The sequence below is a fragment of the Microbacterium sp. NPDC090225 genome (genome assembly GCF_044772365.1).
Taxonomy (GTDB): domain Bacteria; phylum Actinomycetota; class Actinomycetes; order Actinomycetales; family Microbacteriaceae; genus Microbacterium.
Map to the genome: position 1 here is coordinate 77,632 of NZ_JBIVYS010000001.1, position 14,061 is coordinate 91,692.

14 protein-coding genes are annotated in these 14,061 nt (G+C 67.6%); 13 read left to right on the plus strand and 1 reads right to left on the minus strand.

Features of this window, described 5'->3' with window-relative positions; genetic code table 11:
• Positions 1–97 precede the first annotated feature (97 nt).
• From ftsZ to ACIQTT_RS00410, 13 genes are all read left to right on the plus strand, one after another.
• A complete protein-coding gene (ftsZ, locus tag ACIQTT_RS00350; RefSeq protein WP_402784510.1) occupies positions 98–1,252 on the plus strand; it encodes a cell division protein FtsZ in 1,155 nt (384 codons plus the stop codon).
• A complete protein-coding gene (locus ACIQTT_RS00355; RefSeq protein WP_402784512.1) occupies positions 1,249–1,929 on the plus strand; it encodes a YggS family pyridoxal phosphate-dependent enzyme in 681 nt (226 codons plus the stop codon). The genes ftsZ and ACIQTT_RS00355 overlap by 4 nt, the downstream gene beginning before the upstream one ends.
• A 43-nt stretch (positions 1,930–1,972) precedes the next feature.
• Positions 1,973–2,455, plus strand: coding sequence for a cell division protein SepF (locus ACIQTT_RS00360; RefSeq protein ID WP_402784515.1), 483 nt, complete (start codon positions 1,973–1,975; stop codon positions 2,453–2,455).
• Between the two features lie 6 nt (positions 2,456–2,461).
• Positions 2,462–2,758: a YggT family protein gene (locus ACIQTT_RS00365; RefSeq protein ID WP_247622092.1), complete on the plus strand. Its 297-nt coding sequence runs from the start codon at positions 2,462–2,464 to the stop codon at positions 2,756–2,758.
• Between the two features lie 153 nt (positions 2,759–2,911).
• A complete protein-coding gene (locus tag ACIQTT_RS00370) occupies positions 2,912–3,523 on the plus strand; it encodes a DivIVA domain-containing protein (protein WP_402784519.1) in 612 nt (203 codons plus the stop codon).
• Between the two features lie 10 nt (positions 3,524–3,533).
• The gene (gene lspA / locus ACIQTT_RS00375; protein ID WP_402784522.1) at positions 3,534–4,106 is read left to right on the plus strand and encodes a signal peptidase II; all 573 of its coding nucleotides are present in this window, start codon (positions 3,534–3,536) and stop codon (positions 4,104–4,106) included.
• Positions 4,107–4,108: 2 nt separating this feature from the next.
• Positions 4,109–5,029: an RluA family pseudouridine synthase gene (locus tag ACIQTT_RS00380; protein WP_402784525.1), complete on the plus strand. Its 921-nt coding sequence runs from the start codon at positions 4,109–4,111 to the stop codon at positions 5,027–5,029.
• 48 nt (positions 5,030–5,077) lie between these two features.
• Positions 5,078–5,653 carry a GNAT family N-acetyltransferase gene (locus ACIQTT_RS00385; RefSeq protein ID WP_402784528.1) on the plus strand — a complete coding sequence of 192 codons (576 nt, stop codon included), beginning with the start codon at positions 5,078–5,080 and terminating at the stop codon, positions 5,651–5,653.
• A 56-nt stretch (positions 5,654–5,709) separates the two neighbouring features.
• Positions 5,710–9,228: a DNA polymerase III subunit alpha gene (dnaE, locus tag ACIQTT_RS00390; RefSeq protein WP_402784531.1), complete on the plus strand. Its 3,519-nt coding sequence runs from the start codon at positions 5,710–5,712 to the stop codon at positions 9,226–9,228.
• Positions 9,229–9,294: 66 nt separating this feature from the next.
• Positions 9,295–10,563 carry a hypothetical protein gene (locus ACIQTT_RS00395; protein WP_402784536.1) on the plus strand — a complete coding sequence of 423 codons (1,269 nt, stop codon included), beginning with the start codon at positions 9,295–9,297 and terminating at the stop codon, positions 10,561–10,563.
• Position 10,564: 1 nt separating this feature from the next.
• Positions 10,565–11,869, plus strand: a complete 1,305-nt coding sequence (gene hisD, locus ACIQTT_RS00400; protein ID WP_402784539.1) for a histidinol dehydrogenase — start codon at positions 10,565–10,567, stop codon at positions 11,867–11,869.
• Between the two features lie 9 nt (positions 11,870–11,878).
• Positions 11,879–12,349, plus strand: coding sequence for a transcriptional regulator NrdR (gene nrdR, locus ACIQTT_RS00405; RefSeq protein ID WP_400438109.1), 471 nt, complete (start codon positions 11,879–11,881; stop codon positions 12,347–12,349).
• Positions 12,350–12,359: 10 nt separating this feature from the next.
• Complete coding sequence (locus tag ACIQTT_RS00410) at positions 12,360–13,382, plus strand: quinone-dependent dihydroorotate dehydrogenase (protein WP_402784543.1); 1,023 nt, start codon at positions 12,360–12,362, stop codon at positions 13,380–13,382.
• Positions 13,383–13,462: 80 nt separating this feature from the next.
• Here ACIQTT_RS00410 and ACIQTT_RS00415 read toward each other — a convergent pair whose 3' ends face one another.
• Positions 13,463–14,035: a DUF3043 domain-containing protein gene (locus ACIQTT_RS00415; RefSeq protein ID WP_402784546.1), complete on the minus strand. Its 573-nt coding sequence runs from the start codon at positions 14,033–14,035 to the stop codon at positions 13,463–13,465.
• Between the last annotated feature and the right edge of the window lie 26 nt (positions 14,036–14,061).

Sequence of the window (14,061 nt, forward strand, 5' to 3'; positions counted from 1 at the left end):
TTCGATCAAGAGAACGCAATACCGGGAAATACTTTACACCTCTACTTGAGGTTTAAGGTTTGGCCCGATCCAGGCTCGAAAAACTCGGAGGCCGGCCATGAGCCAGAACCAGAACTACCTCGCCGTGATCAAGGTCGTCGGCGTCGGCGGTGGCGGCGTCAACGCCGTCAACCGCATGATCGACCTCGGTCTCCGCGGAGTCGAGTTCATCGCGGTGAACACCGATGCGCAGGCGCTGCTCATGAGCGACGCCGACGTCAAGCTGGACGTCGGTCGTGAGCTCACCCGCGGGCTCGGCGCCGGTGCCGACCCCGAGGTCGGCCGTCGTGCCGCCGAGGACCACGCGGAGGAGATCGAGCAGGCCCTCACCGGTGCCGACATGGTCTTCGTCACCGCGGGAGAGGGAGGCGGCACCGGGACCGGTGGCGCTCCCGTCGTCGCACGCATCGCCAAGTCGATCGGCGCTCTCACCATCGGTGTCGTCACCAAGCCGTTCTCGTTCGAGGGTCGTCGTCGTCAGAGCCAGGCCGAGGCCGGTGTCGCGAAGCTCAAGGAAGAGGTCGACACCCTCATCGTCGTGCCGAACGACCGTCTCCTCGAGATCAGCGATCGCGGGATCTCGATGATCGAGGCGTTCGCAACGGCCGACCAGGTGCTCCTCGCCGGTGTGCAGGGCATCACCGACCTGATCACCACGCCGGGTCTCATCAACCTCGACTTCGCCGACGTGAAGTCGGTCATGCAGGGCGCGGGCTCCGCGCTCATGGGTATCGGTTCCGCGCGAGGCGCCGACCGTGCGATCAAGGCGGCCGAGCTCGCCGTCGAATCGCCGCTGCTCGAGGCATCGATCGAGGGTGCGCACGGCGTGCTGCTCTCGATCCAGGGTGGTTCCAACCTGGGCATCTTCGAGATCCACGATGCGGCGGATCTCGTCAAGGAAGCGGCACACCCCGAGGCGAACATCATCTTCGGTACCGTCATCGACGACACCCTCGGCGACGAGGTGCGCGTGACGGTCATCGCCGCGGGCTTCGACGGCGGCGAGCCCTCCCTGCGCCTCGACCCGATGGTCGTGTCGCGTCCAGCGGCGGCGACGCTCCCGGAAGTCGCGCTCTCGGACGAGAAGGATGCCGTCGCCGAGGACGAGGCCACCGAGGTCGAGCCCGCCGCGGCTCCGCAGCGCAGCCACACGACGAGCATCGAGCCGGCGTTCGCCGATGACGACATCGACATCCCCGAATTCCTGAAGTGACCGACCTGGGAGCGCGGCTGTCGGCGATCGACGAACAGATCGCCGATGCCGCGCGCCGGGCCGGACGGGATGCGGCGAGTATCACCCGGATCGTGGTGACGAAGTTTCATCCCGCCCAGCTCGTCCGCGACCTCAGCGCTCTCGGAGTGAGGGAAGTCGGGGAGAACCGGCAGCAGGAACTGTCCGCCAAGCGCGACGAGCTCGAGGCGCTGGATCTCACCTGGCACTTCATCGGTCAGGCGCAGACGAACAAGGCAGCGGCGATCCGTCGCAGCGCCGATGTCGTCCATTCCGTGGATCGTGCGCGCCTCGCCGACGCGTTGCATCGTGCCGCCGAGGACGACGACGTGCTCGACGTGCTCGTCCAGGTCAATCTCACGGCCGACGCCGGGCGCGGCGGTGTTCAGCCTTCGGAGGCCGCAGCCCTCGCCGAGCATGTCCTCGCGCTCCCGTCATTGCGGCTGCGCGGGATCATGGCCGTCGCCCCTCTCGATGAGGAACCGGCATCCGCTTTCGCACGTCTGCACCGTGTCGCCGACGAGGTGCGCGGTGTGGCTCGCGAAGCCACGTGGATCTCTGCGGGGATGACCGGCGACTTCGTCGAAGCCATCGCCGCAGGCGCGACACACCTACGGATCGGGTCGGCAATCACCGGCCCCCGCCCCGACCGGGGTTAACCTCTACAAAGACCAACCCGTATCGTTCGAACCGGAGGACACGATGGGTAACCCGCTGAAGAAGACCATGGTGTACCTGGGCCTCGCCGATGAGGAAGAAGCCTATGAAGAAGAGCAGCAGGCACCCGCTCGCGCTCACCGCGAGCGTGACCGCGACCGCGATCGTGACCGCGAAGAGCCGGCACCGGCTCCCGTCACTCCGCTGCGTCGCCCCGTCGCCGTCCGTCAGCCGTCGGTGGGCGCTGTGAACGAGATCCTGACGGTCCACCCCAAGCAGTACCGTGACGCTCAGCTGATCGCCGAGAGCTTCCGCGAGGGTGTTCCGGTCATCATCAACCTGTCCCAGATGAGCGATGCAGACGCCCGCCGTCTCATCGACTTCGCCAGCGGTCTCTCCCTCGGCCTCTACGGTCGTATCGAGCGCGTGACCTCGAAGGTCTTCCTGCTCTCGCCGGAGAACATCGCGGTCTCGGGCCAGGGGGGTATCGCGCACGCGGACGCGGAGTCCGCGGGCTTCGATCAGTAGTAAGCCGTGCAGCTGGTCTCGATCGCCGCGAGCATCATTCATCTGGTGCTGCTGCTGTACATCTTCGTCCTCTTCGCGAGGCTGATCCTCGACTACATCCCCCTGTTCAACAGGGAGTGGCGTCCGAAGGGCTTCGGCCTGGTCGTCGCCGAAGCCGCCTACACGGTGACCGATCCGCCCATCCGGTTCTTCCGGCGGATCATCCCGCCGCTGCGCATCGGTACGCTGTCGTTGGACTTCGGGTTCGCGCTGACGATGCTCATCGTGCTGATCCTCATGAACATCGTCAGACTCTTCATCTGACCACTGCCAGTTCCTCCACCTCGGGTGTCGCGACATCGCGGCTCCAAGGTGCGGGGGCTATGCTGGCTCCCAGGTGCGCGCCCCGGGTTCGCGCCAGATCACGACCACGCCATATCGAAACTGGCAACCGAACTCACCGAAAGAGGAGCCATCATGGCACTTACCCCGGATGACGTCGTCACCAAGCAGTTCCAGCACGTTCGCTTCAAGGACGGCTTCGACCCGGACGAGGTGGACGACTTCCTCGACGAGATCGTCATCGAGTGGCGCAAGGCCCTCGAGGAGAACGTCGAACTCAAGGCCAAGCTGGCCGCTTACGAGTCGGGTGCCACCCCGGCCGCCGAGCCGGTCGCGGCCGCTCCCGTCGTCGAGGCCCCCGCGCCTGCGGCTCCGGCCCCCGTCGCCGAGGCTCCTGCGGAGTCCGCTCCGTCCGGCTCCGCCACGGCGACCGCCGGAATCATCGAGCTCGCACAGCGCCTGCACGACGAGCACGTCGCCGAGGGTGAGGCGAAGCGCAACCAGCTCATCGCCGACGCCGAGACCGAGGTCGCCCGCATCCGCACCGAGGCGGAGGCGAAGCAGCGCGAGGAGTCGGCTCGACTCGAGCGCGAGCGCAACACGCTCGAGGCCCGGATCACCGAGCTCCGCAACTTCGAGCGCGACTACCGCTCGCAGCTGCGCGGCTACATCGAGGGTCAGCTCCGCGACCTCGACGAGAAGTCGGCTTCCACGGACTCGACGCCCGTCTCCGCGATCGGACTGTAGGTCGTAGGTCTTGAGCCCACGCCTTCCCCTTCGTCGGTCGGCGGCCGGTGCGATCGTTGCGATTCTCGCAGCGCTCGTACTGGCCGCCGATCAGTTTGTGAAGTACCTCACCACCGAGAACCTTCCCTATCAGGAGCCGGTTCCCGTCCTCGGTGAGTTCCTTCAGCTGTACTACGTCCGCAATCCGGGAGCGGCTTTCTCGCTCGGGTCGGACGTCACCTGGATCTTCACGATCGCACTCGCGGTCGTCGCCGGAGTCATCGTCTGGAAGGCGTTCGGTCTGCGCTCCCGGCTCTGGGCCGTCGTGCTCGGCGCTCTGCTCGGCGGCGTCCTGGGAAACCTCGGCGATCGCCTCTTCCGCGACCCCGGATTCCCGGTGGGCCATGTGGTCGACATGATCTCGATGCCGTGGATGATGCCCGCGATCTTCAACATCGCCGACATCTTCATCGTGTGCGGCATGATCTCCGTCGCGCTCCTCGTCGTCTTCGGTCTGCGTTTCGACGGCTCGCGCGAGCGCGACCACGCACCCGTCGAGACGGACGAAGAGGCCGAGGCCGCCGCGGCCGAGGATCAGCGCTGATCGTGGAGTCCCGCTCGCTGCCGGTACCCGACGGACTCGAGGGCGCGCGTGTCGACGCTGCCCTCGCGAAGATGCTCGGTTTCTCGCGCACCTTCGCGGCCGACGTCGCGGCATCAGGCGGCGTTCGCCTCGACGGCGTGACGCTCGACAAGTCCGACCGCCTGCGCGGCGGAGGATGGCTCGAGGTCGAGTGGCAGCCCAAGGAAGGGCCGAAGATCGTTCCGATCGCGGTGCCCGAACTCGGGATCGTCTTCGACGACGATGACATCGTCGTGGTCGACAAGCCGACCGGCGTCGCGGCCCATCCGTCCCTCGGTTGGGAGGGTCCGACGGTGGTCGGAGCCCTGGCGGCCGCCGGCTTCCGGGCCGCCACCAGCGGCGCCCCCGAGCGCCAGGGCGTCGTGCACCGGCTCGACGTCGGCACGAGCGGGTTGATGGTCGTCGCCAAGTCCGAGACCGCCTACACGCACCTCAAGCGCGCATTCAAGGAGCGCACGGTCGAGAAGATCTATCACGCCGTGGTGCAGGGGCATCCCGACCCGCTCGCGGGCACGATCGACGCGCCGATCGGTCGGCACCCGAACCACTCCTGGAAGTTCGCGGTCACCCCGGACGGCAAGCCCTCTGTCACGCATTACGAGACGCTCGAAGCGTTCCCCGGGGCGTCGCTTCTCGAGATCCATCTCGAGACCGGACGCACCCACCAGATCCGTGTGCACATGGCGGCGCACCGGCATCCGTGCGTCGGCGACCCGCTCTACGGGGCCGACCCCACGCTGTCGGCCCGCCTCGGTCTCACGCGGCAGTGGTTGCACGCCCACCAGCTCGCGTTCACGCATCCGGCGACCGGCGAATGGGTGCAGTTCGAGTCGCCGTACCCGACCGATTTCCAGCACGCTCTGGCGGTGCTCCGGGGCGACTGATCCCGCGTCCTTCCCGCGGATGTCGGATGCCGGGGCCATACTGTCGGCATGGACATCGAGGTTCGACCCGCCAGGGTCTTCGCCGACGTCGCCGCGCTGGTCGGTCCGAAGAAACCGACGTCGAACGTCTGCTTCTGCCTGAGCTACCGGATCGGCAGCGTCGAGAACCAGCAGCTCCGCGGCGAGGAACGCGCCGAGCGTGTGCGCGGGCTCTGCGCGGAAGACCCGCCTCCCGGGGTGATCGCCTATCTCGACGACGAGCCGGTGGGATGGGCGGCGGTGCATCCTCGACGCGACACGAGTTTCGCCACCAATCGCAGGATCCCGCATGTCGACGACGCGGACGTCTGGTCGCTGTGGTGCATCCGCGTGCGTCCGGGGCATCGCAAGCAGGGGATCTCGCACGCCCTGGTCGATGGCGCGGTCGCTTTCGCGCGTGCACAGGGGGCGCCTGCGATCGAGGCGTATCCGGTGGACAACGCGGGGGAGCGCGTCGACCTGACGATGGCGTACGTCGGCACGCGCGCGCTGTTCGAGAGGGCCGGCTTCGAGAAGTCGGCCGACACGGCCTCGCGCCTGAACGGATTCCCCCGCGTGCTGATGCGGCTCGACCTGTCGGAGTGACCTCCGAGGATCCCGATCGGCGACCTGATGTCGGACGCCGAAAGTAGACTCGAAGCATGGCATCCGACTCCTTCGTCCACCTGCACGTGCACAGCGAGTACTCGATGCTCGACGGGGCGGCGAAGATCAACGCGATGACCCAGGCGGCCGCGGAATACGGCATGCCGGCGATCGCCGTCACCGACCACGGCAACACCTTCGCGGCCTTCGAGTTCTACAACGCGGCGCGCAACGCGGGGGTCAAGCCGATCATCGGGCTCGAGGCGTACATGACCCCGGGCACGCACCGCAGCGACAAGACACGCGTCCAGTGGGGATCGCCCGACCAGAAGAGCGACGACGTGTCGGGTTCGGGCGCCTACACTCACATGACGATGTGGAGCCAGAGCACCGAGGGCATGCACAACCTCTTCCGCATCAGCTCGCGGTCGAGCATGGAGGGGTACTACTTCAAGCCCCGCATGGACCGGGAACTGCTGCAGACGTACGGCAAGGGGTTGATCGCGACGACCGGATGCCCCTCGGGCGAGGTGCAGACGCGACTGCGCCTCGGGCAGTACGACGCGGCACGCGCGGCGGCCGCCGAGTTCCAGGACATCTTCGGCAAGGAGAACTACTTCGCCGAGATCATGGATCACGGGCTCTCCATCGAGCGCCGGGTCATGACCGATCTGCTGCGTCTCGCGAAGGACCTCCACATCCCGCTGGTCGCGACGAACGATTCGCACTACACGCACCAGCACGAGGCCGACGCGCATGAAGCGCTGCTGTGCGTGCAGTCTGGATCGACTCTCGACGACCCCAACCGCTTCAAGTTCGACGGCGACGGCTACTACATCAAGACCGCTGCCGAGATGCGTCAGCTGTTCCGCGATCACCCCGAGGCGTGCGACAACACGCTCCTGATCGCCGAGCGCTGCGAAGTCGAGTTCAACACCGCGGCGAATTACATGCCGCGGTTCCCCGTGCCCGATGGTGAGACCGAAGACAGCTGGCTCGTCAAGGAGGTCGAGGCGGGTCTCCACTACCGCTACCCGGGTGGCATCCCCGACAAGGTGCGCAAGCAGGCCGAGTACGAGACCGGGATCATCCTGCAGATGGGCTTCCCGGGGTACTTCCTCGTCGTCGCCGACTTCATCAACTGGGCGAAGGACAACGGCATCCGGGTCGGTCCGGGGCGTGGTTCCGGTGCGGGATCGATGGTCGCGTACGCGATGAAGATCACGGACCTCGACCCGCTTGAGCACGGCCTCATCTTCGAGCGCTTCCTCAACCCGGATCGTGTTTCCATGCCCGACTTCGACGTCGACTTCGATGACCGTCGCCGTGGCGAGGTCATCGAGTACGTGACCAAGAAGTACGGCTCGGAGCGCGTCGCGCAGATCGTCACCTACGGCACGATCAAGTCCAAGCAGGCGCTCAAGGACGCGGGGCGTGTGCTCGGGTTCCCGTTCAGCATGGGCGAGCGTCTGACCAAAGCGATGCCGCCCCCCGTGATGGGCAAGGACATGCCGCTCGACGGCATGTTCGACTCGGCTCACCCGCGGTACAAGGAGGCGAGCGAGTTCCGCGCGCTGATCGACACCGATCCCGAGGCGAAGACGGTGTTCGACCGCGCGCTCGGTCTCGAGGGCCTCAAGCGTCAGTGGGGTGTGCACGCGGCCGGTGTCATCATGTCGTCGGACCCGCTCCTCGACATCATCCCGATCATGCGCCGCGAGCAGGACGGCCAGATCGTCACGCAGTTCGACTACCCGTCGTGCGAGTCTCTCGGCCTGATCAAGATGGACTTCCTGGGGCTGCGAAACCTCACGATCATCTCCGACGCGCTCGACAACATCCGCATGAACAGGGGAGAGGAGCTCGACCTCGAGCACCTCGCTCTCGACGACCGTGGGGCGTACGACCTGCTCGGTCGAGGAGAATCTCTCGGAGTCTTCCAGCTCGACGGCGGGCCGATGCGCTCGCTCATGCGACTGATGAAGCCCGACAACTTCGGTGACATCTCGGCCCTCATCGCGCTCTACCGCCCGGGCCCCATGGGCGCGAACTCGCACACCAACTACGCGCTGAGAAAGAACGGCCAGCAGGCGATCACCCCGATCCACACCGAGTTCACGGAGTCGCTCGCCGACATCCTCGAGGAGTCGTACGGCCTGATCATCTATCAGGAGCAGGTGATGGCCATCGCCCAGCGGGTGGCCGGGTTCTCCCTCGGCCAGGCCGACATCCTCCGTCGCGCGATGGGCAAGAAGAAGAAGTCCGAGCTCGACAAGCAGTTCGCCGGATTCCAGGCCGGCATGCACGCCAACGGGTACTCCGACGGAGCGGTCAACGCGCTCTGGGAGATCCTGCTGCCCTTCTCCGACTACGCCTTCAACAAAGCGCACTCCGCCGCCTACGGCGTCGTCTCGTACTGGACCGCGTACCTCAAGGCCCACTATCCGGCCGAGTACATGGCCGCACTGCTCACCAGCGTCGGCGACTCCAAGGACAAGATGGCTCTGTACCTCAACGAGTGCCGCCGAATGGGCATCAAGGTGCTGCCGCCCGATGTGTCGGAGTCGATCAACTATTTCGCGGCCGTCGGCGACGACATCCGCTTCGGGCTCGGAGCGGTGCGCAATGTCGGCAGCAACGTCGTCGAGGGCATCGTGCAGGCGCGGAAGGACGAGCGCTTCACCTCGTTCCATCACTTCCTCGACAAGGTGCCCCTGCACGTCGCGAACAAGCGCACGGTCGAGTCTCTCATCAAGGCCGGAGCCTTCGACACGATGGGCGACTCGCGTCGCGCTCTCGTCGAGATCCACGAGGACGCCGTCGAGGCCGCGGTCGATCGCAAGCGGAACGAGGCGCAGGGCGCGATCGGCTTCGATTTCGACAGTCTGTACGACGGGATGGAAGAGGCAGCGCCGGCGAAGGTCCCCGCACGCCCGGAATGGATCAAGAAGGACAAGCTCGCGTTCGAGCGGGAGATGCTGGGGCTCTACGTCTCCGATCACCCGCTCGCCGGACTCGAGGTTCCGCTCGCGAAGCACGCGTCCATCTCGATCCACGACCTCAACAACTCCGAGGACCTCCAGGACGGTGATCAGGTCACGGTCGCGGGTCTCGTCACGAGCGTGCAGCATCGTGTGGCGAAGGCGAGTGGAAACCCGTACGGCATGATCACGGTCGAGGACTTCAACGGCGAAGTCACCGTGATGTTCATGGGAAAGACGTACACCGAGTTCCAGCACGTGCTCCAGCAGGACTCGATCCTGGCCGTGCGCGGGCGAGTTTCTCGCCGTGACGATGGGCTCAACCTCCACGCGCAGTCCGCGTTCGCCCCGGACGTCGGATCTTTCGATGCCGCGGGACCGCTCGCCCTCGTGCTCGCCGAGCAGCGTGCCACGGAGCGTGTGATGCATGAGCTCGCCGATGTCCTCCGCCGCCATTCGGGTGAGACCGAGGTCCTGCTGCGCGTGCATCGCGGTGGCACCGCGAAGGTGTTCGAGGTGCCCATGCCCGTGAAGGTCTCCGCCGATCTGTTCGGCGACCTCAAGTCGCTCCTCGGACCGGGCTGCTTGGGCTGAGCGGGTAGTATCAGGACGCGTCGGAACGCGCCTCCCCCTCTGCGCGTCGTGACGAAAGGAAGACTCATGAGTACCGATATCCCCGACAACGCGGATGCCGAGAACGAGGCGTTCCTCGATGATGACGGTGTCCTGTACGACGAAGAGGTGACGCCGGAGTTCGGAATCCTCGGATTCACCCTCCGCGAGCTGTCGATCGCCGGCGTCTGGCTCATCGCCTTCGTCGTATCCTTCTTCCCGCTGACCGCGGGAGCCTCCATCTGGGGAGCGGGCATCCAGTGGATCCTGCCGATCGGCGTGCCGACGGCAGCCGTCTTCCTGCTCGTGCTGCGGCGGTTCTCGCCCGACGGCATCCGCCGAGTGGGCTCCCTCGGAATCGACCAGTTCGCGTCGGTCGCTTTCACCGTCTCGGCGGTGACGTGGATCAGTGCCTTGTGGGCGTCGATCGCCGCGTCGATCGAGTTCGGCGTCTGGACTCTCAACTGGGTCGGCATCGTTCAGCTCCTCGCTTCTCTCGCCCTGGTCGTCCTCACGGTCTTCGCTCCGATCATCCCGGGGCTGAAAGAGGACTTCCACGGCCGGCTCGTCACGCTCGCGCACCGCAACGCGAACCCGGTGCGCCCGGTCATCGCCCGCCCGCGCGCCGAGCGACCCGCCCCCGCCGAGGCAGAGGCCGACGCCGTTCCCGAGTCGTTCGTTCCCGAGTCGTCCGAGTCCGAGTCCATCGACTCCGAGCCGGCCGCGTCCCATGAGTCTCCGGCCCCGGACGAATCCTGGGACGGCGCAGAACCGCCTACCACCCGGCGTGCTGCCCTCGACGCCGACACCCCCGACGGCCACGCGACCGACGAGATCGCTCGCTTCGACCTGCCGCAACAGGTGCCGCTGGCCGCGCACGCCTCGGGCGGTGGCACCGGCACCGGAGAAGCGGTCACCGAGGAGGAGTACACCCCGTCGTACTCCCGTCGATCCCGCACGCCGGAGATCATCTCCGACACCGGCGAGATCGAATCCTTCCTCGAGGAGGTCGCCGAGCCGGTGCCTGCTCCCGCTGGTGCGGTAGCGGAGCACCCGACCGATGTGTTCGGCGACGACTCCATCGTCTCGGATCCCGAGGCGACGCAGCCCCGCGATCCCGCACAGGCGGCGCAGCCCTTCTGGATCCTCGCGCCGTCCGAGCGCGACGTGCACGACGAGCGCGGCGAGGCGATCTTCCGCATCGGCCCGCAGGCCTGGGCGCTCGTGATCGAGGACCGCGGCGGCGCCTTCGTCGTCCGGCACGACGACGGCCGCATCGGGTACCTCCACGACATCTCCGGCATCACGAAGGGCTGAAGTGCGAATCATCGATCTGCGGGGGCGCGAGCTCTCGCCGGCAGACATGCTCGCGGCCGTGCCGCGCGCGACCCAGGCACGCGCGGAGGCGCTCGACACGGCCGCCCGCCTCGTCGACGATGTGCGGACGCAGGGGGAGTCCGCGCTGCGTGATCAGGCGGAGCGCTTCGATCGCGTCACCGAGCACGCGATCCGCGTTCCGGCCGAGCACATCTCGCAAGCGCTCGATGCGCTCGCTCCCGACGTGCGCGCCGCACTCGAAGAGGCGATCCGCCGCGTGCGTCTCGCCTCCGCTGCCCAGGTGCCCGCGGACCAGACGACCCTCCTCAGCCCGGGTGCGCGCATCGTGCAGCGGTGGCAGCCCGTCAACCGGGTGGGTGTCTACATTCCCGGAGGCAAGGCGGTGTATCCGTCGAGCGTCATCATGAACGTGGTTCCGGCGCAGGTCGCCGGCGTCATGCAGATCGCCCTCGCCTCGCCGCCTCAGGCGGACCAGGGCGGGCGCATCCACCCGACGATCCTCGGCGCGGCCGCGCTGCTCGGCATCAGCGAGGTCTACGCGATGGGAGGCGCCGGCGCGATCGGTGCGTTCGCATGGGGTGTCCCCGGCGTCGGGCTCGATCCCGTCGACGTGGTGTCCGGTCCGGGCAACAACTACGTGGCCTCCGCGAAGCGGGCGGTCGCGGGTGTGGTCGGGACGGATGCCGAGGCGGGAGCGACCGAGATCCTGGTCGTCGCCGATGCCGCTGCCGACGCCCGACTCGTCGCTGCCGACCTCGTCAGCCAGGCCGAGCACGACGAGCAGGCCTCCGCGGTGCTCGTGACCGATTCCGAAGATCTCGCCACTCGTGTGGCGCGCGAGGTCGCGGCGCAGGGAACGGCCACCCGGCACAGAGCGCGGGTGTCCGCCGCTCTCGACGGACCGCAGTCCGCGATCGTGCTCGTCGACGACCGCGCGATGGCGGCTGCGTTCAGCAACGCGTACGCGCCGGAGCACCTCGAGCTGCATCTCACCGACGCCGAGGCCGCGGCATCCGACTTCACCAGCGCGGGCGCCGTGTTCGTCGGCGACCAGACGCCGGTCAGCCTGGGCGACTACATGGCCGGCAGCAACCACGTGCTGCCGACGGGGGGACAGGCGCGGTATGCGCCGGGCCTCGGCGCGTACACGTTCCTGCGCCCGCAGCAGGTGATCTCCTACGACCGGACCGCTCTCGCCGAGGTGCGCGACGGCGTGGTCGCGCTGGCGAACAGCGAGATCCTCCCCGCTCACGGCGAGGCGATCGAAGCACGATTCACGGAGTAGGTTGTACGGATGCATTGCCCCTTCTGCCGTCATCCCGATTCCCGTGTGATCGACTCCCGCACGAGCGACGACGGCCTCTCGATCCGCCGACGCCGACAGTGCCCCGAGTGCGGCGGGCGGTTCACGACCACCGAGACAGCCAGCCTGAACGTGATCAAGCGCTCGGGCGTGATGGAGCCGTTCAGCCGGGAGAAGGTCATCTCCGGTGTCCGCAAGGCCTGCCAGGGCCGACCGGTCACCGAGGCGGACCTCGCGATCCTGGCGCAGCGCGTCGAAGAGGCCGTCCGTCAAACGGGCGTCTCCCAGCTCGACACGAACGAGATCGGTCTCGCCATCCTCGGTCCGCTCCGCGATCTCGACGAGGTGGCGTTCCTCCGATTCGCGAGCGTGTACCAGGCCTTCGACTCGCTCGAGGACTTCGAATCCGCGATCACCGACCTCCGGGCCGACCACGCGAAGGCGGAGTCCGCCGAGCGGTAATCTGGCAGTGATGTATCCGCTGCTCTTCCGCGCTGTCCTCTCGCGCTTCGACCCCGAGTTCGCCCACCACGCCGGCATGGCGGTGATCCGTGTGCTCGGCGTGCCGCCGTTCTCCACGGTCACCCGCTCGCTCACGCGTCCCGATCCGTCGCTACAGGTGAAGGCTCTGGGCCTGACGTTCCCCTCGCCGTTCGGCATCGCCGCGGGCTTCGACAAGAACGCGGTCGGCGTACGCGGATTCGCGGCACTCGGATTCGGTCACGTCGAGGTCGGCACGATCACGGCGATCCCGCAGGACGGCAACCCGAAGCCGCGACTGTTCCGGCTCGTCCCCGACCGCGCGGTGATCAACCGGATGGGCTTCAACAACAAGGGAGCGGATGCCGCCGCGCGGCGGCTCGCGCGTCTGCGGCGCGGGGCCCCGAACACCGTCATCGGCGTGAACATCGGCAAGAGCCGAGTCGTCGACGTCGAGGACGCGACGGCGGACTACGTCGCCTCGGCCACCCGGCTCGCCCCGCTCGCCGACTACCTCGCCGTGAACGTCTCGTCGCCCAACACCCCGGGACTGCGTGGTCTTCAGGCGGTGGAGACGCTGGCGCCGCTGCTGCGCGCGGTGCGTGACGCCTCCGGTACGACTCCGTTGCTGGTGAAGATCGCCCCAGACCTCCCAGACGAGGAGATCACGGGCATCGCTCAGCTGGCCGTCGCCGAAGGTCTCGCCGGCATCATCGCCCACAACACGACGATCAGCCGCGACGGGTTGCGCACCGAACCCGATATCGTCGCGGCGGCCGGGGCCGGTGGACTCTCGGGTGCGCCGTTGAAGGAGCGGTCGCTCCAGGTGCTGCGCGTCGTACGCGCCGCGGTGCCCGAGGACTTCTGCGTCATCGCAGTCGGGGGAGTGGAGACGGCGTCCGACGTCGAGGAGCGCCTGTCGGCCGGAGCGACGCTGGTGCAGGGATACACGGCATTCCTCTACCGCGGTCCGCTCTGGGCACGTCAGATCAACCGTGGACTCCGGCGCCGCTGACGCCTGCAGCGAGACCGCTCCCTGCACGAAAAACGCCTCGTCTCCGCAGGGAGGCGAGGCGTTTGTCAGGAGTGAGCGGATCACTCGGGGTACTGGCCGCGCTTGACCTGCGGCTTCGGCAGGCGCATGAAACGCATCTGCAGCGAACGCATCGCGGCGTACCAGCCGAGGCCGCGTTCCATCCGCTCCTGCCCGAACTTCGCAGCGACCTTGCGCTTCACGCGGATGCCGAGGAGGATCATGCCGCCGATCGCGATGACGAGGTACGCCATCATCACGAGGTAGGCGTAGTAGGAGACCAGAGTGCTGAAGGGAACGAGCGTCGCGAGGATCACGAGCACCATCACCGCCATCACGAACTCGGCGGGGTGCCAGCCGGCATCCACGTAGTCGCGCACCCAGCGGCGCTGCGGCCCCTTGTCGCGGGCCGGGAGGTACTTCTCCTCGCCGGCGGCCATGCCGGCCTGTGCGCGGGCGCGGCGCTCGTTGAGGTCGGCGCGGGCCGCCGCCTTGGCCTCTTTGGTGTTGGCGACGAGGGGGCGGCGGCGGGCAGCCTCCTGCTCCGCACGGCTCGGCGTCGCCCGCCCCTTTCCGACGGCGGGCGTCTCGGGGGCGTCGTCGTTCGTCGAAGGGGATGCAGGAGTAGTGGCCACGAGGTTCCTCGGTTCGCTGACGGGGG

Excerpts from the sequence above, each read along its gene's own strand:
- ftsZ (WP_402784510.1), top strand. The coding sequence starts at position 98 with ATGAGCCAGAACCAGAACTACCTCGCCGTGATCAAGGTCGTCGGCGTC.
- ACIQTT_RS00360 (WP_402784515.1), top strand. The coding sequence starts at position 1,973 with ATGGGTAACCCGCTGAAGAAGACCATGGTGTACCTGGGCCTCGCCGAT.
- ACIQTT_RS00370 (WP_402784519.1), top strand. The coding sequence starts at position 2,912 with ATGGCACTTACCCCGGATGACGTCGTCACCAAGCAGTTCCAGCACGTT.
- ACIQTT_RS00385 (WP_402784528.1), top strand. The coding sequence starts at position 5,078 with ATGGACATCGAGGTTCGACCCGCCAGGGTCTTCGCCGACGTCGCCGCG.
- dnaE (WP_402784531.1), top strand. The coding sequence starts at position 5,710 with ATGGCATCCGACTCCTTCGTCCACCTGCACGTGCACAGCGAGTACTCG.
- ACIQTT_RS00395 (WP_402784536.1), top strand. The coding sequence starts at position 9,295 with ATGAGTACCGATATCCCCGACAACGCGGATGCCGAGAACGAGGCGTTC.
- nrdR (WP_400438109.1), top strand. The coding sequence starts at position 11,879 with ATGCATTGCCCCTTCTGCCGTCATCCCGATTCCCGTGTGATCGACTCC.
- ACIQTT_RS00410 (WP_402784543.1), top strand. The coding sequence starts at position 12,360 with ATGTATCCGCTGCTCTTCCGCGCTGTCCTCTCGCGCTTCGACCCCGAG.